Genomic DNA, 19,785 nt, shown 5'->3' with positions numbered 1-19,785 from the left:
TCGTCAGGAGTAGGTGATCTCGACCCGGTCGGTGAGCGGGAGTGCCTGGCAGGCCAGCACGTATCCCTCGGTGATGTCCTGGTCGTCCAGGACGTCGTTGCGGAGCATCTTCACCTCGCCCGCCACGACGCGGCAGGTGCAGGCGCTGCAGGCGCCCTCCCGGCAGGAGAACGGGGCGTCCACGCCCGCGGCCAGGAGCACGTCCAGGAGCGGTGTCGCCGACGGCCAGGCGACCGTGTGGGTCACGCCGTCGAGCTCGACCTCGGCCGTGCCGCCGTCCCCGGCCGCCGCACCGAGGGGCACGGCCGGCGTGTCGAAGACGTCCGCGCCGAGGGAGAAGAACCGCTCCCGGTGGATGCGGTCGCCGGGCGCGCCGAGCGACCGCAGGGCCTGCTCGACGGCGTCCATGAGCGGCTCGGGGCCACAGACGAACGCCTCCCGGCCGGTGTACGGCGCGAGGGCCGCGGCGAGCCGGTCCACGGTGGGCAGCCCTTGGAGCGATTCCAGCCAGTGGACCACGAGGAGCCGGTGCGGGTGGTCCTCGGCGAGCGTCCGCAGTTCGTCGCGGAAGACGACCGAGGACTCGTCGCGGTTGGCGTACAGCAGGACCACCCGGCCCCGGCCCCCGGCCAGGACCGATTTGGCGATCGAGAGGACGGGGGTGATGCCGCTTCCTCCGGCGACGAGCAGCAGGTCGCCGTCGAGGGAGGCCGGGGTGAAGGTGCCGGCCGGCGGCAGTACCTCCAGCTCGTCCCCCGCCGCCAGGTGGTCGCAGACCCAGTTGGAGCCGTAGCCGCCGGCGACGCGTTTGACGGTGATCTTCAGAGGCTCGCCGGTGTCGGGCGAGCTGGCGAGGGAGTAGCAGCGGGCCACCGGCCCGCCGTCCGCCCCGGGCAGCTTCAGGGTGAGGAACTGCCCGGGGCGGTAGGCGAAGCGGTCCGCGCTCTCCGATGGGGCCTGGAGCACCAGGGAGTGCGCGTCGGCCGTCTCGGCGATGACCTCGACGACGCGCAGCCGGTGGGTGCGTGCCCCGGGGCGGGCTCCGGAGCGCGCCCCGGTCGCGGGCTCAGGCATCGGCGGCCTCCAGGGCGGAACCGTCCGCGCGGACGCGGGCCGGGGCTGCGCCGTGCGGGGACACGTCGTCGGATACGTCATCGGATACGTCATCGGGGCGGACGGCGCCCGGGACCGCGCCGTCCAGGGTTTCGACCATCAGTGATCCGTCCGCCACCGCGCGGTCGATGCTCGCGCGCAGCGCCCGGCAGGTCCGTATCCCGGCGCTGCTGCCGCCCTCGGTCACGCGGCCGCGGAACTCCGCGCAGACGACGCCCGCTTCGGCCGTCCACTGCACGGAGGTGTGGGCCGTGCTGAACTTCTCGCAGAGGACCTGGTTGCCGCAGGTCCCGCACTCCACCGGCCGCATGTCAGGCTCCGGTCCCCGGCTGTGCCGCCCGGCGCGCCAGGTTCTCCTCGACCTCCGAGCGCCAGGCCTTGTTGGCCCGCTCGGTGTCGATCTCGAACTCGAACCGCCGCGTCATCTCGTCCTTGACGTCGGCCGCGTCGGCGTAGAACTGCTCGTACCAGCGGCGCAGCTGGTAGACCGGGCCGTCCTCCTCGGTGAGGAGCGGGTTGTCGATCCGGGTCTTGTTCCGCCAGATCTCGATGTCCTGCTCGAAGCCGGTCTCCAGTCCCCCGATCAGGCTCCGGGCGGCCTCGGCGGCCTCCTCGTCGGTCATGCCGGGCAGCTTCTTGACGATCGCCCCGTACTGGAGCATGAAGCTGTCGGCGCTGATCGGGAAGTGACTGTTGATCAGCACCATCTCCATCTCGACGCCGGGAGCCACCTCGGTCCACACGTAGTCGACCATGTAGGACGGGCCGTAGTACGAGGCGTCGGAGCGCAGCGGGGAACTGAGATTGCCCAGGTCCATGTCGCCGCGCGGGGCGCTCTCCATGTACTGGGTGGCGACGTGCCCGTCGAAGACGTTCTTGAAGTACGTGGGGAACGCGTAGTGGACGTAGAAGAAGTGCGCCATGTCCACGACGTTGTCGACGATCTCGCGGCAGTTGGAGCCCTCGACCCGCGCGGTCTTCCAGGTCCAGTCGCTCCACTCGCCCGCGTCCGGGCCGTGGATGCCCTCGATCTCGGGAATGGTGACGCCGGCGGGCGGCGGGTTGCCCTCCGGGTCGTTCCAGACGAAGAGCTGCTCGTTGCGTTCCAGCGTGGTCCACGCGCGGGTGCGGGCGCGCGGTGGTACCCGGCGGGCGTAGGGAATGCCGGCACAGCGGCCGTCGCCGGACCAGCGCCAGTCGTGGAACGGGCAGGCGACGGCGTCTCCCTTGACCGTGCCGTGCGCGAGGTTGCCGCCCATGTGCGGGCAGTAGGCGTTCAGTACGTGCAGCCGCCCGTCGTCCTCGCTCTGGAAGGCCACCAGCTTGGTACCGAACGCCTCGATCTCGTGCGGGTTTCCGTCCTTGAAGCTGTCGGCGAGGCCGAGGCAGTGCCAGCCCCGGGCGAAGCGGGCGGGCACGCTGCCCGCCTCGATGACACGGACCTCGTCGTTGAGAGCAGTCATCTCGTCCCTCGTTCCTTCTGTCGGTTCGGGTCGGTTCTGTGCGGCGGGTTCAGTTCCCTGCGGCGAGTTCCACGGCGATGTCGATGAGCTGGTCCTCCTGGCCGCCGACCAGGCGTCGTTCGCCCGCGCGCAGGAGGATCTCGGCGCCGGAGACGCCGTAGCGCTCGGCCTGCCGGTAGGCGTGCTTGAGGAAGCTGGAGTAGACGCCCGCGTGGCCCATCAGCAGGGCGAGCCGGTCGAGCCGGCACTCGTCGTCCATGACCGGCCGGACCACGTCCTCGGCCGCGTCGATGATCTTCAGTACGTCGATGCCGGTCCGGATGCCCATCTTGGCGCAGACGGCGACCAGGGCCTCCACGGCGGTGTTGCCCGCGCCGGCGCCGAGCCGGCGGGTGGACCCGTCGATCTGCAGGGCTCCGGCCTTGATCGCGGCGACGGAGTTGCCGGTGCCGAGGGCCAGGTTCTCGTGTCCGTGGAAGCCGACCTGGGCGTCGTCGCCGAGCTCGGCCACCAGGGCCTCGACGCGGGCGGTGACGTCGTCCATGACCATGGCGCCGGCCGAGTCGACCACGTACACGCACTGGCAGCCGGCGTCGGCCATGACACGGCCCTGGCGTGCCAGGTTCTCGGGTGTCGTGGAGTGGGCCATCATCAGGAAGCCGACGGTCTCCAGGCCCATCTCCCGGGCGAGCCCGAAGTGCTGCTCGGCGATGTCGGCCTCGGTGCAGTGGGTGGCGATGCGGCAGATGCCCGCGCCGTTGCCGTGGGCGGCCCGGATGTCGTCCTTGACGCCGAGCCCGGGGAGCATCAGGAAGGCGATCCGCGCCCGTTGCGCGGTGTCCACCGCGACCTTGATGAGTTCCTGTTCGGGGGTCTTGGAGAATCCGTAGTTGAACGAGGATCCGCCGAGTCCGTCGCCGTGGGTCACCTCGATGACCGGGACGCCGGCGTCGTCGAGGGCCGCGACGACGGACCGTACGTCGTCGGCGGTGAACTGGTGCCGCTTGGCGTGCGAGCCGTCGCGCAGCGAGGAGTCGGTGATCCGGATGTCGAGCGTCTCCGAGTATGCGGTGGAGGGCATGCGATGTGCTCCTTACGCGCCCGGCGCGAGGATCGCCTTGGCGAACTCCTCGCCGACCTTGGTGGCGGCAGCGGTCATGATGTCGAGGTTTCCGGCGTAGGGCGGCAGGTAGTCGCCCGCGCCCTCGACCTCCAGGAAGATCGCGACCCGGGCCATCCCGCCGTTCTCGGGACCGGGGTCGTCGAACTGCGGTTCCGCGCGCAGCCGGTAGCCGGGGACGTAGCTGGCGACCTGTTCGGCGATCTCCTTGACGGAGAGTGCGATGGCGGCCCGGTCGGCGTCCTCCGGGATGGCGCAGAAGACGGTGTCGCGCATGACGACGGGCGGCTCGGCCGGGTTGAGGATGATGATCGCCTTGCCGCGTTCGGCGCCGCCGATGGTCTCGATGCCGCGTGAGGTGGTGCGGGTGAACTCGTCGATGTTCGCCCGGGTGCCGGGCCCGGCCGAGCCGGAGGCCACCGAGGCGACGATCTCCGCGTACGGCACGGGGACGACGCGCGAGACCGCGTACACCATGGGGATGGTGGCCTGTCCGCCGCAGGTGATCATGTTGACGTTCGGCCGGTCGAGGTGTTCGTGGAGATTGGCGGGCGGTACGACGGCCGGGCCGACGGCCGCCGGGGTCAGGTCGACCGCCTTGATGCCGAGTTCGGCGTAGCGCGGGGCGTTGGCCCGGTGGACGTAGGCGCTGGTGGCCTCGAAGACGATGTCGGGCTTCTCGTCCTGCGCGAGCAGCCAGTCGACGCCCTCGTGGCTGGCCTCCAGCCCGGCGCGGGCGGCGCGGGCGAGGCCCTCGCTGCCGGGGTCGACGCCGATCATCCAGCGGGGTTCGACGAGGTCGGAGCGGAGCAGCTTGTGGAGCAGGTCGGTGCCGATGTTGCCGGATCCGACGATGGCGGCGCTCGCCCTGGTCTTCTTGATGGTCATGATCACCTCAGATGAACGAGAGGGAGACCGAGCCCAGCGCGGTGAACTCGGCGGTGAAGGTGGCTCCTGGCGTCACGTCGACCGCCCGGGTGCACGAGCCGGGCAGGACCACGTGCCCCTTCCTCAGGGGCACGCCGAAGCGGGCGACGGTACGGGCGAGCCAGGCGACGGAGACGGCCGGATCGCCGAGGACGGCGTCGCTGCGGCCCTCGGCGAGGAGTTCGCCGTCGCCGGTCAGCCGGGCGTCGATCGCCTTGAGGTCCAGCTCGCGGGGGTCCCGGCCCTCGCCGATGACGTATCCGGCGGAGGAGGCGTTGTCCGCGATGGTGTCGGCGATGGTGATCCGCCAGTCGCGGATCCTGCTGTCGATCAGCTCCAGGGCGGGCACGACGCGTTCGGTGGCGGCGAGGACGTCCGCCGGGGTGCAGGTGCCGCCCGGCAGGTCGTCGCCGAGGACGAAGCCGACCTCGACCTCGACGCGCGGATGGCAGTAGCGGGCGACCGGGACGGGAACGTCGGTCCGCAGCTCCATGTCGTGGAGCAGATGACCGTAGTCCGGTTCGTCGACGCCCATCATCCGCTGCATGACCGGTGACGAGAGGCCGACCTTGTGACCGCGCACCTCCGCCCCGGCCGCGAGGCGGTGCCGGATGTTGACGAGCTGGATCTCGTACGCGTCCTCGGTGTCGATGCCGGGGAACTCCTCGGTCAGCGGGGCGATCGGCACGACACCGTGTTCGGCGGAGCGGAGCAGCTCGGCCGCCTCGTGTCTCTGGCGGTCCGTGAGCATGACGGGTCCTCCTGGGGGCGGTTGGGGCTGTGCGGCGAGGCTAGGACGGTGCGGGGGGCGGGAGGGAGCGCCCGTTCCCGGTGAGCGGGAAACCTCGCCGGGGCTGCACCTCGGCTGCGGGCGGGCCCGGCGACTGGGGCCCAGCGCGTTGCGGGCGACGCACCCGGCGGTGTGGGCCCGCGCCCGGCCGTTGCGGTCGGCGCCCCAGCTGGGCCCCGTTGTGGGCCCGCGCCCCGCCGTTGTGGGCCCGGGCCCCGCCGTTGTGGGCAGGCGTTCCGCAAGGGGCGGAACGGGTGGGCACAACGGACCAGCGCCCTGCCGGCGCCAGAGGCTGCAGCGCCTGGACCCGCACCACTGGGAGCGGCACCTGTGTGGTGCGGGTCCAGGCGCAGAACGCGGAGGCGCCGCGAAGGGCGCCGTCCCGTGTGCCCACCCGTCCCGCCCTGCGGGACGATTGCCCACACGGGGGTGGGTGGGGCGCCCACACAGGCGCGGGGCGCACGGAGTCGGGCGCACGGGGCGGTGCAACGGGCCCACGCGGGCGCGGGGCGCACAGGGTGGGGCGCACGGGGGTGGGGCAACGGGCCCATGCGGGCGCGCGGGCCCGGGGCACGGGCGCAGGCCCGCACGGGCGCGGGGGCACCGCCACAGCCGGGCGCCGGCGCCCCCGGGGCGCGGGCGCGGGCCCATACGGCCGCGGGGGCACCGCCACGCCCGGCACCGGAGCGGTCAGTGCGTGCCGTACACCGGGTACGGGGGCTCCGAGACGGCGAGGAGCTTGCGGGTCGTCTCGCCCGCCTCCGTCGGGGTCCAGCGGCCGCCCTTGTCGGCCGACGGGCCGGGCCGCCAGCCCTCCATGACCGTGATCCGGCCCGCCTCGGCCTCGAAGACCCGGCCGGTGACGCCGGCCGAGGCCGCGGAGCCCAGCCAGACCACGAGGGGCGAGACGTTCTCCGGGGCCATCGCGTCGAAGGCGGCTCCCCCGGGCGCGGCCATGGTCTCGGCGAAGGTCTGCTCGGTCATCCGGGTGCGGGCCGCGGGGGCGATCGCGTTGACCTGGACCCCGTACCGCCCCATCTCGGCGGAGGCGACGAGCGTGAGGCCGACGATCCCGGCCTTGGCGGCGGCGTAGTTGCCCTGCCCGACGCTGCCCAACAGCCCGGCGCCCGAACTGGTGTTGATCACGCGGGCGACGGGCTCGCGCCCCGCCTTGGCCTCCGCGCGCCAGTGCGCGGCGGCGTGCTTGAGCGGCAGGAAGTGGCCCTTGAGGTGGACGCGCATGACGGCGTCCCAGTCGTCCTCGTCGAGGTTGACCAGCATGCGGTCGCGCAGGAAGCCGGCGTTGTTGACGAGGGTGTCGAGCCGCCCGAAGGCGTCGAGGGCGGTGGCGACGAGCGAGGCCGCGCCGTCGGTGGTGGCGATGTCGCCGCCGTGGGCGACCGCCTCTCCGCCCGCCGCCGTGATCTCGTCGACGACCCGCTGCGCGGGCCCCGTGCCGCCGCCGGTGCCGTCGAGGCCGACGCCGAGGTCGTTCACGACGACCCTGGCGCCTTCGGCGGCGAAGGCGAGGGCGTGCGCGCGGCCGAGCCCGCGCCCGGCGCCGGTGACGACGACGACGCGTCCGTTGCACAGTCCGGTCATGGTGGGTGCCTTTCGGTGAGGGGGTTCAGTGATTGACGGTGGCCGCGTCCAGGAAGGCGGGGCGCTCCCCGCCTCCGTGCACGAGCAGGCTGGCGCCGCTGATGTAGGCGGCCTGTGCGGAAGCGAGGAAGACGCAGGCGTCGCCGATGTCGCCGGGCTCGGCGAGCCGGCCGAGCGGCACGGTGCGGCCGACGGAGGCGACGCCGTCCTCGTCCCCGTAGTGCAGGTGGGAGAGTTCGGTGCGCACCATGCCGGGGACGAGGGTGTTGACCCGCACGAGCGGTGCCCATTCGACGGCCATGGACCGGGCGAGGTTGTCCAGGCCGGCCTTGGCGGCTCCGTAGGCGGCGCTGCCGGGTGAGGGGCGGGTGCCGCTGACGCTGCCGATCATGATGACGGACCCTCCCCCGGGCTGGTGCCGCATCACCTCGTACGCGGCGAGGGAGGCGGTCAGGGGGGCGACCAGGTTCAGTTCGAGGACCCGGGCCTGCTGCGTGGCCGACCCCTCGCCGAGCATCCGGAAGGGCGTACCGCCGGCGTTGTTGACCAGGACGTCCAGCCTGCCGTGGTCGTCACGCACCCGGTCGAAGAAGCCCGTGACGGCCGCCGGGTCGCGCAGGTCGACGGGGAGGAAGCGGGCCGTGCGCCCGGCCGCTTCGACGGGCCGGTCGGGGGCCCTTCGGGCGCAGGTCACGACCTCCGCGCCGGCTTCGAGCAGGGCCCGGGCGATCCCGGCCCCGACGCCCCGTGTGCCGCCGGTGACGACGGCGACGGATCCCGAGAGATCGATGGTGACTGCCAAGGGACACCTCCCGCAGCGGGCGAACCGCTGCTATCTTCCACCTAACAAACGTTTGGTGGAAAGGTAGCTGATCTGCTCATGGGTGTCTCCACCTCCGAACCCGACGACGGCGTCGCCGTCGTCACCGTCGACTTCCCTCCGGTCAACGCCCTCCCCGTGCAGGGCTGGTACGACCTCGCCACCGCGGTCCGCACGGCGGGCCCCGACCCCGAGGTGCGCTGCGTCGTGCTCACCGCCGCGGGCCGCGGCTTCAACGCCGGGGTCGACATCAAGGAGCTCCAGCGCACGGCCGGGCACGACGCCCTCCTGGGCGCCAACCGCGGCTGCTACGAGGCCTTCGCCGCCGTCTACGACTGCGAGGTGCCGGTGGTAGCCGCCGTGCACGGCTTCTGCCTGGGCGGCGGCATCGGCCTGGTCGGCAACGCCGACGCGATCGTGGCCTCCGAGGACGCGACCTTTGGCCTGCCCGAGTTGGACCGGGGCGCGCTGGGCGCGGCCACGCACCTGGCCCGGCTGGTCCCCCAGCACCTGATGCGCACCCTGTACTACACCTCGCGCACGGTCACCGCCGAGGAGCTGCACCGGCACGGCTCGGTCTGGCGGGTCGTCCCGCGCGAGCGGCTGCTCGGCGCGGCGCTGGAACTGGCCCGGGAGATCGCCGCCAAGGACGGCCGGCTGATCCGGCTCGCCAAGGCCGCGATCAACGGCATCGACCCGGTCGACGTCCGCCGCAGCTACCGCTTCGAGCAGGGCTTCACCTTCGAGGCCAACCTCAGCGGCGTCGCCGACCGGGTCCGCGACACCTTCGGCTCCGGCGTCGCCGCCGGTCCGGGCGAGGCCTTCGACAAGGACGAGGAGGAGCAGTCGTGAGCAGGGACAAGACGATGACCGCCGAGGAGGTCGTGGGCCGGCTCCGGAGCGGGATGACGATCGGCATCGGCGGCTGGGGCTCCCGGCGCAAGCCGATGGCGCTGGTCCGGGCGCTGCTGCGGTCCGACCTGACCGACCTGACGGTGGTCTCGTACGGCGGCCCGGACGTGGGCCTCCTCGCCGCCGCGGGGAAGATCCGCAAGCTGGTCGCGGCCTTCGCCACCCTCGACTCCATCGCCCTGGAGCCGCACTTCGGCGCGGCCCGGCAGCGCGGCGACCTCGAACTCGTGGAGCTGGACGAGGCGATGGTCATGTGGGGCCTGACCGCCGCCGTGCACCGGCTCCCCTTCATGCCGATCAGGGCCGGGCTCGCCTCGGACGTGATGAGCGTCAACCCGTCGCTGCGCACGGTCACCTCCCCGTACGGGGACCGCGAGGAGCTCGTCGCCGTTCCCGCCCTGCGCCTGGACGCCGCGCTGGTCCACCTCAACCGTGTCGACCCGCACGGCAACGGCCAGTACCTGGGCCCCGACCCGTACTTCGACGACCTGTTCTGCGAGGCGGCCGACGCCGCGTACGTCTCCTGCGAACGCATCGTGGAGACCTCGGAGCTGCTCAAGGAGGCGCCGCCCCAGTCGCTCCTGCTCAAGCGCGCGTTCGTCGACGGAGTCGTCGAGACCCCGAACGGCGCGCACTTCACCTCCTGCGCCCCCGACTACGACCGGGACGAGACCTTCCAGCGCGCCTACGTCCGGGCCGCCCGCGACCCGGAGAAGTGGCGGGCCTTCACCGCCCGGTTCCTCTCCGGCGACGAGGACGCCTACCAGGCCGCGGTCGCGGCGTTCCACGAGGAGGAAGCATGAGCGGCACCGACACGACGACGACCCCGCCGGCCGCGCAGGCCACGCGGGCCGAGTACTGCGTCGTCGCCTGCGCCGAGGCCTGGCGGGACGCGGGCGAGGTCCTGGCGAGCCCGATGGGCACCATTCCCATGATCGGCGCCCGCCTCGCGAGGCTCACCTTCTCCCCCGACCTGCTGCTGACCGACGGCGAGGCGCTCCTCATCGGCGACGTGCCGGCGGTCGGCGCCGCTCCCCGGGTGGTGGAGGGGTGGCTGCCGTACCGGCAGCACCTGGCCATGGTCACCACCGGACGGCGGCACGTGATGATGGGCGCGAGCCAGATCGACCGCCACGGCAACCAGAACATCAGCTGCATCGGCGACTGGTCGCGGCCGAAGCGCCAGCTCCTCGGGGTGCGCGGCGCCCCGGTCAACACCCTGAACAACCCGACCAGTTACTGGGTCCCCAAGCACTCGACGCGCGTGTTCGTCGAGCGGGTCGACATGGTCTCGGGCGTCGGTTACGACCGGGCCGCCGAGGCCGGTCCCGCCGCGACCCGCTACCACCGTGTCCCGGACGTCATCAGCGACCTCGGCGCCTTCGACTTCGAGACCCCCGACCGCCGCATGCGGCTGCGGTCGCTGCACCCCGGCGTCACCGTCGAGCAGGTCACGGCGGCGACCGGCTTCGCCCTCGTGATCCCCGACGAGGTGCCGTACACCCGCGACCCCACCGCCGAGGAACTCCGGCTCATCCGCGAGGAGATCGACCCCAAGGGCCTGCGCGACCGGGAGGTTCCCGCGTGAGCGACCTCACGATCGCGACGCCGCTCACCGAACTCGTCGGCGTGCGGCACCCGGTCGTGCAGACCGGGATGGGGTGGGTGGCCGGCCCCCGCCTGGTCTCGGCGACCGCGAACGCGGGCGCGCTCGGAATCCTGGCCTCGGCGACGATGACCGTCGAACAGCTCCGCTCCGCGGTACGGGAGGTCAAGTCCCGTACGGACGCGCCCTTCGGCGTGAACCTGCGCGCGGATGCCGGGGACGCGGTCGACCGCGTGCGGATCATCATCGACGAGGGCGTACGGGTCGCGTCCTTCGCCCTCGCCCCGTCCCGCGAACTGATCGCGCGGCTCAAGGACGCCGGCGTCGTCGTCATCCCCTCCATCGGGGCCAGGCGGCACGCCGAGAAGGTCGCCGCCTGGGGCGCCGACGCGGTGATCGTGCAGGGCGGGGAGGGCGGCGGCCACACCGGAAGCGTCGCCACCACCGTCCTGCTCCCCCAGGTCGTGGACGCCGTGGACATCCCCGTCGTCGCGGCCGGCGGCTTCCACGACGGGCGCGGCCTGGTCGCCGCGCTGGCCTACGGCGCGGCGGGGATCGCCATGGGCACCCGCTTCCTGCTCACCTCGGACAGCACGGTCCCCGACGCGGTGAAGGCCCGCTATCTCGCCGCCGCGGTCAAGGACGTCACCGTCACCACGAAGGTGGACGGACTGCCGCACCGGATGCTGCGCACGGAGCTGGTCGAAGCGCTGGAGCGCTCGGGCCGGGCCGCCTCGCTGCTTCGGGCGGTCCGGCACGCCGCGGCCTTCCGGCGCGAGTCCGGCATGACCTGGGCGGAGATGGTCCGTGACGGCCTGGCGATGAAGCACGGCAAGGACCTGTCGTGGAGCCAGATCCTGCTGGCCGCCAACACTCCGATGCTGCTCAGGGCGTCCATGGTGGACGGCCGTACCGACCTCGGTGTGATGGCCTCAGGGCAGGTCGCGGGAGTGATCGACGACCTGCCGTCCTGCGCCGAACTCGTCGACCGCCTCATGGCCGAGGCCCGGGCCACGCTCCACGCCCTGCCCGCCACGGCCTGATCCTCCCCGCGGTCCACCGCACCGGACCGCGCCCGGCGCCGTCCGCCGTCCCCCTCCGTACGTGACGGCGCCGCCTCCGTACGCGCGACGCGGGTGCCCCGTACGCAACAGCGCTTCACTGCGCGCGACCGCGCGGCTCCGTACACAACGGCGCTTCACCGTGCCCGGCGGCGCTGGCCCGTACCCCGCGACGCCTCACCGTGCCCGACGGCGCTGCCCCGTACCCAGCGACGCCTCACCATGCCCGGCGGCGCTGCCCCGTACCCAGCGACGTCTCTCCGTACCCCACCGCACTCCTCACCTCCCGGTGACCCTGCGGTGACCTTCCCCGCACACCCCTTCCACACCCCTTGGAGCAGATGCATGCGTGCCTTCCCCGTCCGGCGTGCGACCGCCGTGGTGACCGCCACCGTCGTCCTGGGCGGTCTGCCCGTCCTCGCCGCCGCCGACGCCCCCGCGGCGTCCGCCACCTCGGCCTCCGCCTCCCACCACGCCCACCCCGGCCCTGTCCGGGCCGTCCCGCTCCAGGGCGCGGTCAACGTCCGCGACCTCGGTGGCCACCGCACCTCCGACGGCCGTCAGGTCCGCTACGGGCAGGTGTTCCGGGGAGATGCCCTGGGCCGGCTGACCGACGCCGACCTCGTGGCCCTCTCCGCGCTGGACCTGCGCACCGTGCTCGACTTCCGCACCCCGGAGGAGGTCGCCCGGGACGGCGCCGACCGTCTCCCGGGAGGGCTCGTCCCGACCGCCCGCCCCGTGGCCGACCTGGGCCTCTACGCCATGACGACGACGGCCATCGCGTCCAAGGACCCCGTCAGACAGCGCGAGCTGCTCGGTGGCGGCAAGGCTGAGCGGCTGATGCGGGACATCTACCGCGCCTTCGTCACCGACGAGGCCGGCCGCCGTCAGTTCGCGGCGACGGCGCGGGACATCGCCCACGGCAAGGCGGCTCCCCTGCTCTTCCACTGCACCTCGGGCAAGGACCGCACCGGCTGGATGGGCTATCTCCTCCTGCGCGCCGTCGGCGTTCCGTCGAGGACCGCCGAGCGGGACTACCTCCTGTCGAACGCGTACCGCGCGGAGGCGGACCGCAAGGTCCGTGAGGGGCTGAAGCAGGGCGGCTACATGGAGAATCCGGAGCTGCTCGTCCCGTTGCAGGAGGTCCGCGCCGACTACCTGGGGGCGGCCCTGGACCAGATCCGGAAGGACTACGGCACCTTCCACGCCTACCTCACGGAAGGTCTCGGCCTGGACGCCCGGACCCTGGCGAGGCTCCGCGCGCTCCTGGTGCGGTGACCGGACCTCCACGCCAAGGGTCCGCCGGGGTGACAGCACCCCGGCGGACCCTTGTGGTCGGGCGTCTCCGCACCGGCGGGACGTTCCCGCACCGGCCGAGCGGGGCCGCACCGGCCGGGCGGGGCCGCACCGGCCGGGCGGGGACGCACCGGTCGGGCGGGGACGGCCGCGTCAAAGACGTTCGATGATCGTCACGTTCGCCTGGCCCCCGCCCTCGCACATGGTCTGCAGGCCGTAGCGTCCGCCGGTGCGCTCCAGTTCGTGCAGCAGGGTGGTCGTCAGCTTGGTGCCGCTGGCGCCGAGCGGGTGGCCGAGGGCGATGGCTCCGCCGTTGACGTTGACCTTGTCCGGGTCGGCGCCGGTCTCCTTCAGCCAGGCCAGGACGACCGAGGCGAAGGCCTCGTTGATCTCCACCAGGTCGATGTCGTCGAGCGTCATCCCGGCCTTCTTCAACGCGTACGCCGTCGCCGGGATGGGTGCGGACAGCATGCGGATCGGGTCCTCGCCCCGCACGGACAGATGGTGGATGCGGGCGCGCGGCGTCAGGCCGTGCTCCCGTACGGCGCGTTCCGAGGCGATCAGCATCGCCGAGGCCCCGTCGGAGACCTGCGAGGAGACCGCGGCGGTCAGCCGGCCGCCCTCGACCAGCGGCTTCAGACCCGCCATCTTCTCCAGGGTGGTGTCGCGGCGCGGTCCCTCGTCGGTGGTGACGTCCCCGTACGGGGTGATCTCCCGGGTGAAGCGGCCCTCGTCGATGGCACGGGCGGCCCGCTGGTGCGAGCGCAGGGCGAACTCCTCCATGTCCAGGCGCGAGATGCCCCACTTGGCGGCGATGAGTTCGGCACCGTGGAACTGGTTGACCGGCTGGTCGCCGTAGCGGGCGCGCCAGCCCTCGGAGCCGGCGTACGGCCCGTCGGTCAGTCCGAGCGGGTCGGCCGCCTGACGGCTGGCGAAGGCGATGGGGATCATCGACATGTTCTGGACGCCGCCCGCGACGACCAGGTCCTGGGTGCCGGACAGGACGCCCTGCGCGGCGAAGTGCAGGGCCTGCTGCGAGGAGCCGCACTGCCGGTCCACGGTCACGCCGGGCACCTCCTCGGGGAGTCCGGCGGCCAGCCAGCAGGTGCGGGCTATGTCGCCTGCCTGCGGCCCGACGGTGTCCAGGCAGCCGAAGACGACGTCCTCGACGGCGGCCGGGTCCGCGCCCGAGCGTTCCATGAGCACCTTCAGGACGTGTGCTCCGAGGTCGGCCGGGTGGACGGCGGACAGCCCGCCGTTCCGCCTGCCGACCGGGGTCCTTACCGCTTCGACGATGTAGGCCTCGGCCATGGTCACTCCTTATTCGTGCGTACGGTGTCTGTCGCGGAGGGCCACGCCCTCCAGCACCATCGACAGGTACTGGCGGGCGATCTCCTCCGGGCTGTGCTGACCGCCCGGCCGGTACCAGGACGCGGCGACCCAGACGGTGTCGCGCACGAAGCGGTAGGTGAGCCGGACGTCGAGCTCGGTACGGAAGACCCCGGCGGCCGCGCCGCGCTCCAGGGTCCTGAGCCAGGCCTCCTCGAAGCGGCGCTGCGAGCCCGCGAGGTAGCCGAAGCGCGGCTGCTCCCGCAGGTGCCCGGACTCCTTCTGGTAGATGGCGACGGCGGCGCGGTGCCGGTCGATCTCCCGGAACGATTCGGTGACGAGGGCCTCCAGGGTCTCCCGGGGGCCGAGCCGCGCGGCCAGCACGGCGTCGTAGCGGGCCCACAGCTCGTCCAGGAAGGCGCGGAGGATCTCGTCGAGCATCGACTCCTTGGAGTCGAAGTGGTAGTAGAGGCTGCCCGCGAGCATGCCGGCCGCGTCGGCGATGCGGCGGACGGTGGTGGCGTCGTACCCCTGGGCGGCGAAGACCTCGGCCGCCGTGTCCAGGATCTGGCGGCGCCGCTCCGGCGCCGGTCTCACGGGTGCTGGCTGCTGACGGAGAGCACCTCGCCCGTCATGTACGAGGAGTAGCCGCTGGCCAGGAAGACGATGACGTTGGCCACCTCCCAGGGCTCGGCGAAGCGCCCGAACGCCTCGCGGGAGGTCAGTTCCTCCAGGAGTTCGGGGGTGGTGACCTTCACCAGGTGCGGATGCATGGCCAGGCTCGGGGAGACGGCGTTGACCCGTACCCCGTACGCGGCGGCCTCCACGGCGGCGCAGCGCGTCAGGGCCATCACACCGGCCTTGGCGGCGGCGTAGTGGGCCTGGCCGCGCTGGGCCCGCCAGCCGACCACCGAGGCGTTGTTGACGACGACGCCGCCGTCGCCCGCGGCCTTCATGCGACGCAGCGCGGCGCGGGTGCAGCGGAAGGTGCCGTTCAGGGTGACGTCGAGGACCTTGTCCCACTGGTCGTCGGTCATGTCGGCCAGATCGGCGGTGCCGCCGAGGCCCGCGTTGTTGACGACGATGTCGAGGCGCCCGTGGCGCTCCACCGCGAGGTCGAACAGCGCGGCGACCTGGGTCTCGTCGGTGACGTCGCAGGGCAGGGCGGCGACGCGGTCGGCGCCGAACTCGGCGGCGAGCTCCGCCTCGGACTCCTTCAGTCTGCGGGCGTGGGCGTCGGAGACGACGATCCGGGCGCCTTCCTCGAGGAGCCGCCGGGCGGTCGCACCGCCGATGCCGGCGCCCGCCGCGGCGGTGACGACGGCGGTGCGGCCGGCGAGCAGGGCGTGGCCCGGCACGTAGGCCGGAGGCGGGGGCGGGGCGGTCATGGACGGACCTCCTTGGGCAGGCCGAGGACGCGCTCGGCGATGATGTTCCGCTGGATCTCGTTGGAGCCGGCGTAGATGGTGTCGGAGCGGGAGAAGAGGTAGAGCCGCTGCCAGTCGGTGAGGTCGTACGGCTCGCCGGCGGCCAGCATGCCCTCGGCGCCGCAGACGTCCATGGCGAGCTCGCCCAGCTCGCGGTGCCAGGTGGCCCAGAAGATCTTCCCGATGGACGCCTCGGGGCCGGGTGCCCCAACCGCGACTCCGCCGAGCATGCGCAGGGCGTTGAACCGTATGGTCTCCAGGCCGATCCAGGCGCGGGCGATGCGGTCGCGGATCAGCGGGTCGGCGGCGGCGCCGTTGCGTTCGGCGAGCGCGATGACGGCCTCCAGCTCACGGCGGAAGCCGACCTGCTGGCCGAGGGTGGACACGCCCCGCTCGAAACCCAGGGTGGCCATCGCGACCCGCCAGCCGTCGCCGGGGGCTCCGACGATGTGGGAGGCGTGGGTCCGCGCGCCGTCGAAGAACACCTCGTTGAACTCCGAGGTCCCGGTGAGCTGGACGATCGGCCTGATCTCCACGCCCGGCTGGTCCAGCGGGACGAGGAGGTAGGAGAGGCCGTGGTGCCGCTTCGCCGCTCCCCCGCGCTCCGCCGGAACCGCGGGCTCGGTGCGGGCGATGACGAAGCACCAGTCCGACTCGTGCGCCTGGGAGGTCCACACCTTCTGCCCGGTGACCACCCATGAGTCGCCGTCCCGCTCGGCGCGGGTCCGGACGTTGGCCAGGTCGGAGCCGGCGTCGGGCTCGCTGTAGCCCTGGCACCACAGCTCCCGGACGGCGACGATCGGCGGGAGGAAGCGCTCGCGCTGCTCGGGTGTGCCGAAGGCGATGAGGGTGGATCCCAGGAGCTGCTCACCGATGTGGTTGACGCGGGCGGGGGCTTCCGCGAGGGCGTACTCCTCGTGGAAGGCGACCTGCTGTTCGAGGGTCGCGCCGCGCCCTCCGTACTCCTTGGGCCATCCGACGCAGGTCCACCCGGCGGCGGCCATATGCCGCTCCCAGGCGAGGCGTTCGGCGTGCGCCTCGTGCTCCCGTCCGGGGCCGCCGCGGCCTCGCAGGGCGGCGAACTCACCCGTGAGGTTGGCCCGCAGCCAGCCGCGGACCTCACTGCGGAACTCCTCGACGTTGCTCATGGCCGTACGTTAACCTACCAAACACTTGTTAGGGAAGGAGGGCGGATGTCCGCTGCCCGCACCGCGTCCGGCACACCCGCGCCGAAGGCGCCTGTCCGCTACGAACGCCAGGGCCCGGTGGCCGTGGTCACCATGGACCGGCCCGATTACCGCAACGCCCAGAACTCCGCGATGACCTACGCCCTCGACCGCGCCTTCTACCGGGCGGCGGACGACGACCGCGTCAAGGTCGTCGTGCTCGCCGGGGCGGGGAAGCACTTCTCCGCCGGCCACGACATCGGCACTCCCGAGCGGGACGCCCATCTGCCGTTCGACCGCAGGGCCGGACTCTGGTGGGACCACTCGGACAAGAAGGGCGCGGAGAGCCGCTTCGCCCGCGAGTCCGAGGTCTATCTGGGCATGTGCCGCCGCTGGCGCGAACTGCCCAAGCCCATGGTCGCGTCCGTGCAGGGCGCGTGCGTCGCGGGCGGCCTGATGCTCGCCTGGGTGTGCGATCTCATCGTCGCCGCCGAGGACGCGTTCTTCGCCGACCCGGTGGTCCGCATGGGCATTCCCGGCGTCGAGTACTTCGCCCACCCGTGGGTGATGCCCCCGCGCATCGCCAAGGAGTTCCTCTACACGGGCGACCGGATGGGCGCCCGCCGCGCGTACGAGGTCGGCATGGTGAACCGGGTCGTCCCGCCGGGAGAACTGACCGACAGGACGATGGAGTTGGCGCACCGCATCGCCGAGATGCCCCGCATGGGCCTGGCCCTGACCAAGCGCGCCGTCAACCAGGCCGAGGACCTCCAGGGCCTGCACACCGGCATGGACTCGGTCTTCGGGCTGCACCACCTCGCGCACGCGCACAACGCCGAGACCGCCCCTGACGCGCTGGGCGGCATGGACATACGCTCGATGAAGGCGGCGGGAGCCTGATGGACCTCGACTTCTCCACGGCGGAGGACGCCTTCCGGGCCGAGGCCCGCGCCTGGCTCACCGCCCATGTGCCCGGCACTCCCCTGCCCTCCCTGGAGACGGAGGAGGGATTCGCCGCCCACCGGGACTGGGAGCGCGAGCTCTTCGCGGACCGCTGGTCGGTGGTCTCCTGGCCCGAGGCGTACGGCGGTCGGAGCGCCTCCGTCCTCCAGTGGCTGATCTTCGAGGAGGAGTACTACGCGGCCGGCGCCCCCGGCCGGGTCAGCCAGAACGGCATCAACCTCCTCGCCCCGACCCTCTTCGAGCACGGCACCGACGAACAGCGCGCCCGCGTCCTGCCCTCCATGGCGAGCGGCGAGGTCATCTGGGCGCAGGCCTGGTCCGAACCGGAGTCCGGCTCCGACCTCGCCTCGCTGCGCTCCACGGCCGAACGGACCGACGGCGGCTGGCTCCTGAACGGCCAGAAGACCTGGTCGTCCCGGGCCGCCTTCGCCGACCGCGCCTTCGGCCTCTTCCGCAGCGACCCCGGCGCGGGAAGACCGCACCAGGGCCTGACGTACCTGATGTTCCCGCTGGACGCCGACGGGGTGACCGTACGGCCCATCGGGCGTCTCGACGGCAAGCCCGCCTTCGCCGAACTCTTCCTCGACTCCGTCTTCGTGCCCGACGAGGACGTGATCGGCGCACCGGGACAGGGCTGGCGGGTCGCGATGAGCACCGCCGGCAACGAGCGGGGCCTGACCCTGCGCAGTCCGGGCCGGTTCACGGCCGCCGCAGAACGCCTGACCGGGCTGTGGCGGGAGACCGCCGAACCGTCCGACACCGCGCTGCGCGACCGGGTCGCCGACGCGGTCATCGGCGCCCGCGCCTACCGGCTGTTCACCTACGCCAACGCCTCACGGCTCGCCGCCGGGGACTCGATCGGCGCCGAGTCCAGCCTCAACAAGGTCTTCTGGTCCGAGCTCGACATCGCCCTCCACGAGACCGCGCTCGATCTGCTCGGCCCCTACGGAGAGCTGTCCGACCAGGCCACGGACGCCCCGGCGCACGGCAGTTGGGCCGAAGGCCACACCTTCTCGCTCGCCGGACCCATCTACGCGGGCACCAACGAGATCCAGCGTGACATCATCGCCGAGCGGCTGCTCGGCCTCCCGAAGGGACGCCGGTGATGCGGTTCCTCCTCGACGACGAGCAGCGGGAGTTCGCCCGCTCGCTCGACGGAATGCTCACGGCGGCCGACACCCCCGCGGCCGTCCGGGCCTGGGCGGCCGGGGACACCGCGCCCGGCCGGGCGCTCTGGGCGCGGCTCGCGGAGGCAGGTGTCTTCGCCCTCGCCGTACCGGAACGGCACGACGGGCTGGGCCCCCTGCCGCTCGAACTCGCCGTCGCCTTCACCGAGCTGGGCCGCCACGCCGTGCCCGGCCCGCTCGTGGAGACGGTCGCCGCGGCGGCCCTCCTCGACCGGCTCGGAAGCGCCGAGGGTGCGGCCTGGCTTCCGCAGATCGCCTCGGGCAAGACCGTCCTCTCCCTGTGCGTGCCGACCGTCGGCGGCCCCTACGCCTTGGACGCGGACGCCGCCGACGCCGTCCTCGTCGTCGAGGGCGACACCGTGCGCCTCGCGGAGACCGCGGGCCCCGTCCAGCCCTCGGCCGACCCCGCCCGCCGGCTGGCCCGCCCGCTCGGCGGGGCCGTCCTGGCGCGGGGCTCGGCGGTGACCGCCGCCGCCGCGTACGCCGCCGAGGTCGCCGCCCTGGCCACCGCCGCCCAGTCGCTCGGCCTCGGCCGGGCCCTGCTCGACCGGACCGTCGAGTACGTCGGGCAGCGCACCCAGTTCGGCGTCGCCATCGGCTCCTTCCAGGCGGTCAAACACCGCCTCGCCGACACGCTCATCGCCCTGGAGTTCGCCCGGCCACTGCTCCACTCGGCCGCCCTGGCGCTGGCGGAGGGAGCGCCCCACAGCTCCGCCGAGATCGCCGCGGCGAAGGTCACGGCGGGCGAGGCCGCGTACGCCGCGGCCCGCACGGCGCTGCAGCTCCACGGCGCCGTCGGCTACACGGAGGAGCTGGACCTCGCCCTGTGGATCCGCAAGGCGCGCCCCCTCCGCGACGCCTGGGGCACCCCCGCGGCCTGCCGCGCCCGGGTCCTCATGTCCTGAGCGGCGCCCTCGTCCCCACGGCCGGCACGGCGTCCGTCTCCCCACGTCCTCACGGCCCGCACGGCCCGCGACCTCACAGCCCGCGCGGCGCCCGCTCC

General features: G+C 73.1%; 20 protein-coding genes. 8 read left to right on the top strand and 12 right to left on the bottom strand.

What is annotated here, in order from left to right; translation table 11 throughout:
- Nucleotides 1-3: 3 nt before the first annotated feature.
- The 8 genes from AMK27_RS06020 to AMK27_RS05985 form a co-directional block, all read right to left on the bottom strand.
- Nucleotides 4-1,074, bottom strand: a complete 1,071-nt coding sequence (locus tag AMK27_RS06020; protein WP_073903175.1) for a ferredoxin--NADP reductase — start codon at nt 1,072-1,074, stop codon at nt 4-6.
- The gene (locus tag AMK27_RS42945) at nt 1,067-1,423 is read right to left on the bottom strand and encodes a hypothetical protein (protein WP_073903172.1); all 357 of its coding nucleotides are present in this window, start codon (nt 1,421-1,423) and stop codon (nt 1,067-1,069) included. The genes AMK27_RS06020 and AMK27_RS42945 overlap by 8 nt, the downstream gene beginning before the upstream one ends.
- Nucleotide 1,424: 1 nt before the next feature.
- Entirely contained in the window at nt 1,425-2,576 is a 1,152-nt protein-coding gene (locus tag AMK27_RS06010) for a Rieske 2Fe-2S domain-containing protein (protein ID WP_073903169.1), read from the bottom strand.
- Between the two features lie 49 nt (nt 2,577-2,625).
- Nucleotides 2,626-3,657, bottom strand: coding sequence for a 4-hydroxy-2-oxovalerate aldolase (gene dmpG / locus AMK27_RS06005; RefSeq protein WP_073903166.1), 1,032 nt, complete (start codon nt 3,655-3,657; stop codon nt 2,626-2,628).
- A gap of 12 nt (nt 3,658-3,669) precedes the next feature.
- The gene (locus AMK27_RS06000) at nt 3,670-4,584 is read right to left on the bottom strand and encodes an acetaldehyde dehydrogenase (acetylating) (RefSeq protein ID WP_073904019.1); all 915 of its coding nucleotides are present in this window, start codon (nt 4,582-4,584) and stop codon (nt 3,670-3,672) included.
- A 7-nt stretch (nt 4,585-4,591) separates the two neighbouring features.
- Nucleotides 4,592-5,374: a 2-keto-4-pentenoate hydratase gene (locus AMK27_RS05995; protein WP_073903164.1), complete on the bottom strand. Its 783-nt coding sequence runs from the start codon at nt 5,372-5,374 to the stop codon at nt 4,592-4,594.
- A 729-nt stretch (nt 5,375-6,103) separates the two neighbouring features.
- Nucleotides 6,104-7,015, bottom strand: a complete 912-nt coding sequence (locus tag AMK27_RS05990) for an SDR family oxidoreductase (protein WP_073903162.1) — start codon at nt 7,013-7,015, stop codon at nt 6,104-6,106.
- A gap of 25 nt (nt 7,016-7,040) precedes the next feature.
- Nucleotides 7,041-7,817, bottom strand: coding sequence for an SDR family oxidoreductase (locus AMK27_RS05985; protein WP_073903160.1), 777 nt, complete (start codon nt 7,815-7,817; stop codon nt 7,041-7,043).
- 78 nt (nt 7,818-7,895) lie between these two features.
- On the opposite strand from AMK27_RS05985, the gene AMK27_RS05980 reads away from it, so the two are divergent.
- From AMK27_RS05980 to AMK27_RS05960, 5 genes are all read left to right on the top strand, one after another.
- The gene (locus AMK27_RS05980) at nt 7,896-8,687 is read left to right on the top strand and encodes an enoyl-CoA hydratase family protein (protein WP_073903158.1); all 792 of its coding nucleotides are present in this window, start codon (nt 7,896-7,898) and stop codon (nt 8,685-8,687) included.
- Between the two features lie 14 nt (nt 8,688-8,701).
- Complete coding sequence (locus AMK27_RS05975) at nt 8,702-9,550, top strand: CoA transferase subunit A (protein WP_073904017.1); 849 nt, start codon at nt 8,702-8,704, stop codon at nt 9,548-9,550.
- Entirely contained in the window at nt 9,547-10,335 is a 789-nt protein-coding gene (locus tag AMK27_RS05970; protein ID WP_073903156.1) for a CoA-transferase subunit beta, read from the top strand. Before AMK27_RS05975 ends, AMK27_RS05970 begins: the two co-directional genes overlap by 4 nt.
- Nucleotides 10,336-10,346: 11 nt before the next feature.
- Nucleotides 10,347-11,396: an NAD(P)H-dependent flavin oxidoreductase gene (locus AMK27_RS05965; protein WP_073904015.1), complete on the top strand. Its 1,050-nt coding sequence runs from the start codon at nt 10,347-10,349 to the stop codon at nt 11,394-11,396.
- Between the two features lie 363 nt (nt 11,397-11,759).
- Complete coding sequence (locus AMK27_RS05960) at nt 11,760-12,692, top strand: tyrosine-protein phosphatase (RefSeq protein WP_073903154.1); 933 nt, start codon at nt 11,760-11,762, stop codon at nt 12,690-12,692.
- A gap of 171 nt (nt 12,693-12,863) precedes the next feature.
- Here the strand turns inward: AMK27_RS05960 and AMK27_RS05955 are convergent, their stop codons facing one another.
- From AMK27_RS05955 to AMK27_RS05940, 4 genes are read right to left on the bottom strand one after another with little or no spacing between them, the layout of a single operon-like run.
- On the bottom strand, nt 12,864-14,021 hold the full coding sequence (locus AMK27_RS05955) for an acetyl-CoA C-acetyltransferase (RefSeq protein WP_073903152.1): 1,158 nt from the start codon (nt 14,019-14,021) through the stop codon (nt 12,864-12,866).
- A gap of 9 nt (nt 14,022-14,030) precedes the next feature.
- On the bottom strand, nt 14,031-14,636 hold the full coding sequence (locus AMK27_RS05950) for a TetR/AcrR family transcriptional regulator (protein WP_073903144.1): 606 nt from the start codon (nt 14,634-14,636) through the stop codon (nt 14,031-14,033).
- Complete coding sequence (locus AMK27_RS05945) at nt 14,633-15,427, bottom strand: SDR family oxidoreductase (protein ID WP_073903142.1); 795 nt, start codon at nt 15,425-15,427, stop codon at nt 14,633-14,635. Before AMK27_RS05945 ends, AMK27_RS05950 begins: the two co-directional genes overlap by 4 nt.
- The gene (locus AMK27_RS05940; RefSeq protein WP_073903140.1) at nt 15,424-16,614 is read right to left on the bottom strand and encodes an acyl-CoA dehydrogenase family protein; all 1,191 of its coding nucleotides are present in this window, start codon (nt 16,612-16,614) and stop codon (nt 15,424-15,426) included. The genes AMK27_RS05945 and AMK27_RS05940 overlap by 4 nt, the downstream gene beginning before the upstream one ends.
- Before the next feature lie 45 nt (nt 16,615-16,659).
- Between AMK27_RS05940 and AMK27_RS05935 the strand changes: the two genes are divergently transcribed.
- From AMK27_RS05935 to AMK27_RS05925, 3 genes are read left to right on the top strand one after another with little or no spacing between them, the layout of a single operon-like run.
- Nucleotides 16,660-17,532: an enoyl-CoA hydratase gene (locus AMK27_RS05935; protein WP_073903138.1), complete on the top strand. Its 873-nt coding sequence runs from the start codon at nt 16,660-16,662 to the stop codon at nt 17,530-17,532.
- Nucleotides 17,532-18,701, top strand: a complete 1,170-nt coding sequence (locus tag AMK27_RS05930) for an acyl-CoA dehydrogenase family protein (protein WP_073903136.1) — start codon at nt 17,532-17,534, stop codon at nt 18,699-18,701. The genes AMK27_RS05935 and AMK27_RS05930 overlap by 1 nt, the downstream gene beginning before the upstream one ends.
- The gene (locus AMK27_RS05925) at nt 18,701-19,687 is read left to right on the top strand and encodes an acyl-CoA dehydrogenase family protein (RefSeq protein WP_073903133.1); all 987 of its coding nucleotides are present in this window, start codon (nt 18,701-18,703) and stop codon (nt 19,685-19,687) included. Before AMK27_RS05930 ends, AMK27_RS05925 begins: the two co-directional genes overlap by 1 nt.
- The last annotated feature ends 98 nt before the right edge of the window (nt 19,688-19,785 follow it).

Origin of the sequence: Streptomyces sp. CB02009 (assembly GCF_001905825.1) — a bacterium.
GTDB lineage: Bacteria > Actinomycetota > Actinomycetes > Streptomycetales > Streptomycetaceae > Streptomyces.
The sequence above is the reverse complement of the archived record's forward strand: the minus strand, read 5'-3'. Positions and strand labels throughout refer to the sequence as shown.

Coding starts and splice junctions, on each gene's coding strand:
- AMK27_RS06020 (WP_073903175.1), bottom strand. CDS start 1,074: ATGCCTGAGCCCGCGACCGGGGCGCGCTCCGGAGCCCGCCCCGGGGCA.
- AMK27_RS42945 (WP_073903172.1), bottom strand. CDS start 1,423: ATGCGGCCGGTGGAGTGCGGGACCTGCGGCAACCAGGTCCTCTGCGAG.
- AMK27_RS06010 (WP_073903169.1), bottom strand. CDS start 2,576: ATGACTGCTCTCAACGACGAGGTCCGTGTCATCGAGGCGGGCAGCGTG.
- dmpG (WP_073903166.1), bottom strand. CDS start 3,657: ATGCCCTCCACCGCATACTCGGAGACGCTCGACATCCGGATCACCGAC.
- AMK27_RS06000 (WP_073904019.1), bottom strand. CDS start 4,584: ATGACCATCAAGAAGACCAGGGCGAGCGCCGCCATCGTCGGATCCGGC.
- AMK27_RS05995 (WP_073903164.1), bottom strand. CDS start 5,374: ATGCTCACGGACCGCCAGAGACACGAGGCGGCCGAGCTGCTCCGCTCC.
- AMK27_RS05990 (WP_073903162.1), bottom strand. CDS start 7,015: ATGACCGGACTGTGCAACGGACGCGTCGTCGTCGTCACCGGCGCCGGG.
- AMK27_RS05980 (WP_073903158.1), top strand. CDS start 7,896: ATGGGTGTCTCCACCTCCGAACCCGACGACGGCGTCGCCGTCGTCACC.
- AMK27_RS05975 (WP_073904017.1), top strand. CDS start 8,702: ATGACCGCCGAGGAGGTCGTGGGCCGGCTCCGGAGCGGGATGACGATC.
- AMK27_RS05970 (WP_073903156.1), top strand. CDS start 9,547: ATGAGCGGCACCGACACGACGACGACCCCGCCGGCCGCGCAGGCCACG.
- AMK27_RS05960 (WP_073903154.1), top strand. CDS start 11,760: ATGCGTGCCTTCCCCGTCCGGCGTGCGACCGCCGTGGTGACCGCCACC.
- AMK27_RS05955 (WP_073903152.1), bottom strand. CDS start 14,021: ATGGCCGAGGCCTACATCGTCGAAGCGGTAAGGACCCCGGTCGGCAGG.
- AMK27_RS05945 (WP_073903142.1), bottom strand. CDS start 15,427: ATGACCGCCCCGCCCCCGCCTCCGGCCTACGTGCCGGGCCACGCCCTG.
- AMK27_RS05940 (WP_073903140.1), bottom strand. CDS start 16,614: ATGAGCAACGTCGAGGAGTTCCGCAGTGAGGTCCGCGGCTGGCTGCGG.
- AMK27_RS05935 (WP_073903138.1), top strand. CDS start 16,660: ATGTCCGCTGCCCGCACCGCGTCCGGCACACCCGCGCCGAAGGCGCCT.
- AMK27_RS05930 (WP_073903136.1), top strand. CDS start 17,532: ATGGACCTCGACTTCTCCACGGCGGAGGACGCCTTCCGGGCCGAGGCC.
- AMK27_RS05925 (WP_073903133.1), top strand. CDS start 18,701: ATGCGGTTCCTCCTCGACGACGAGCAGCGGGAGTTCGCCCGCTCGCTC.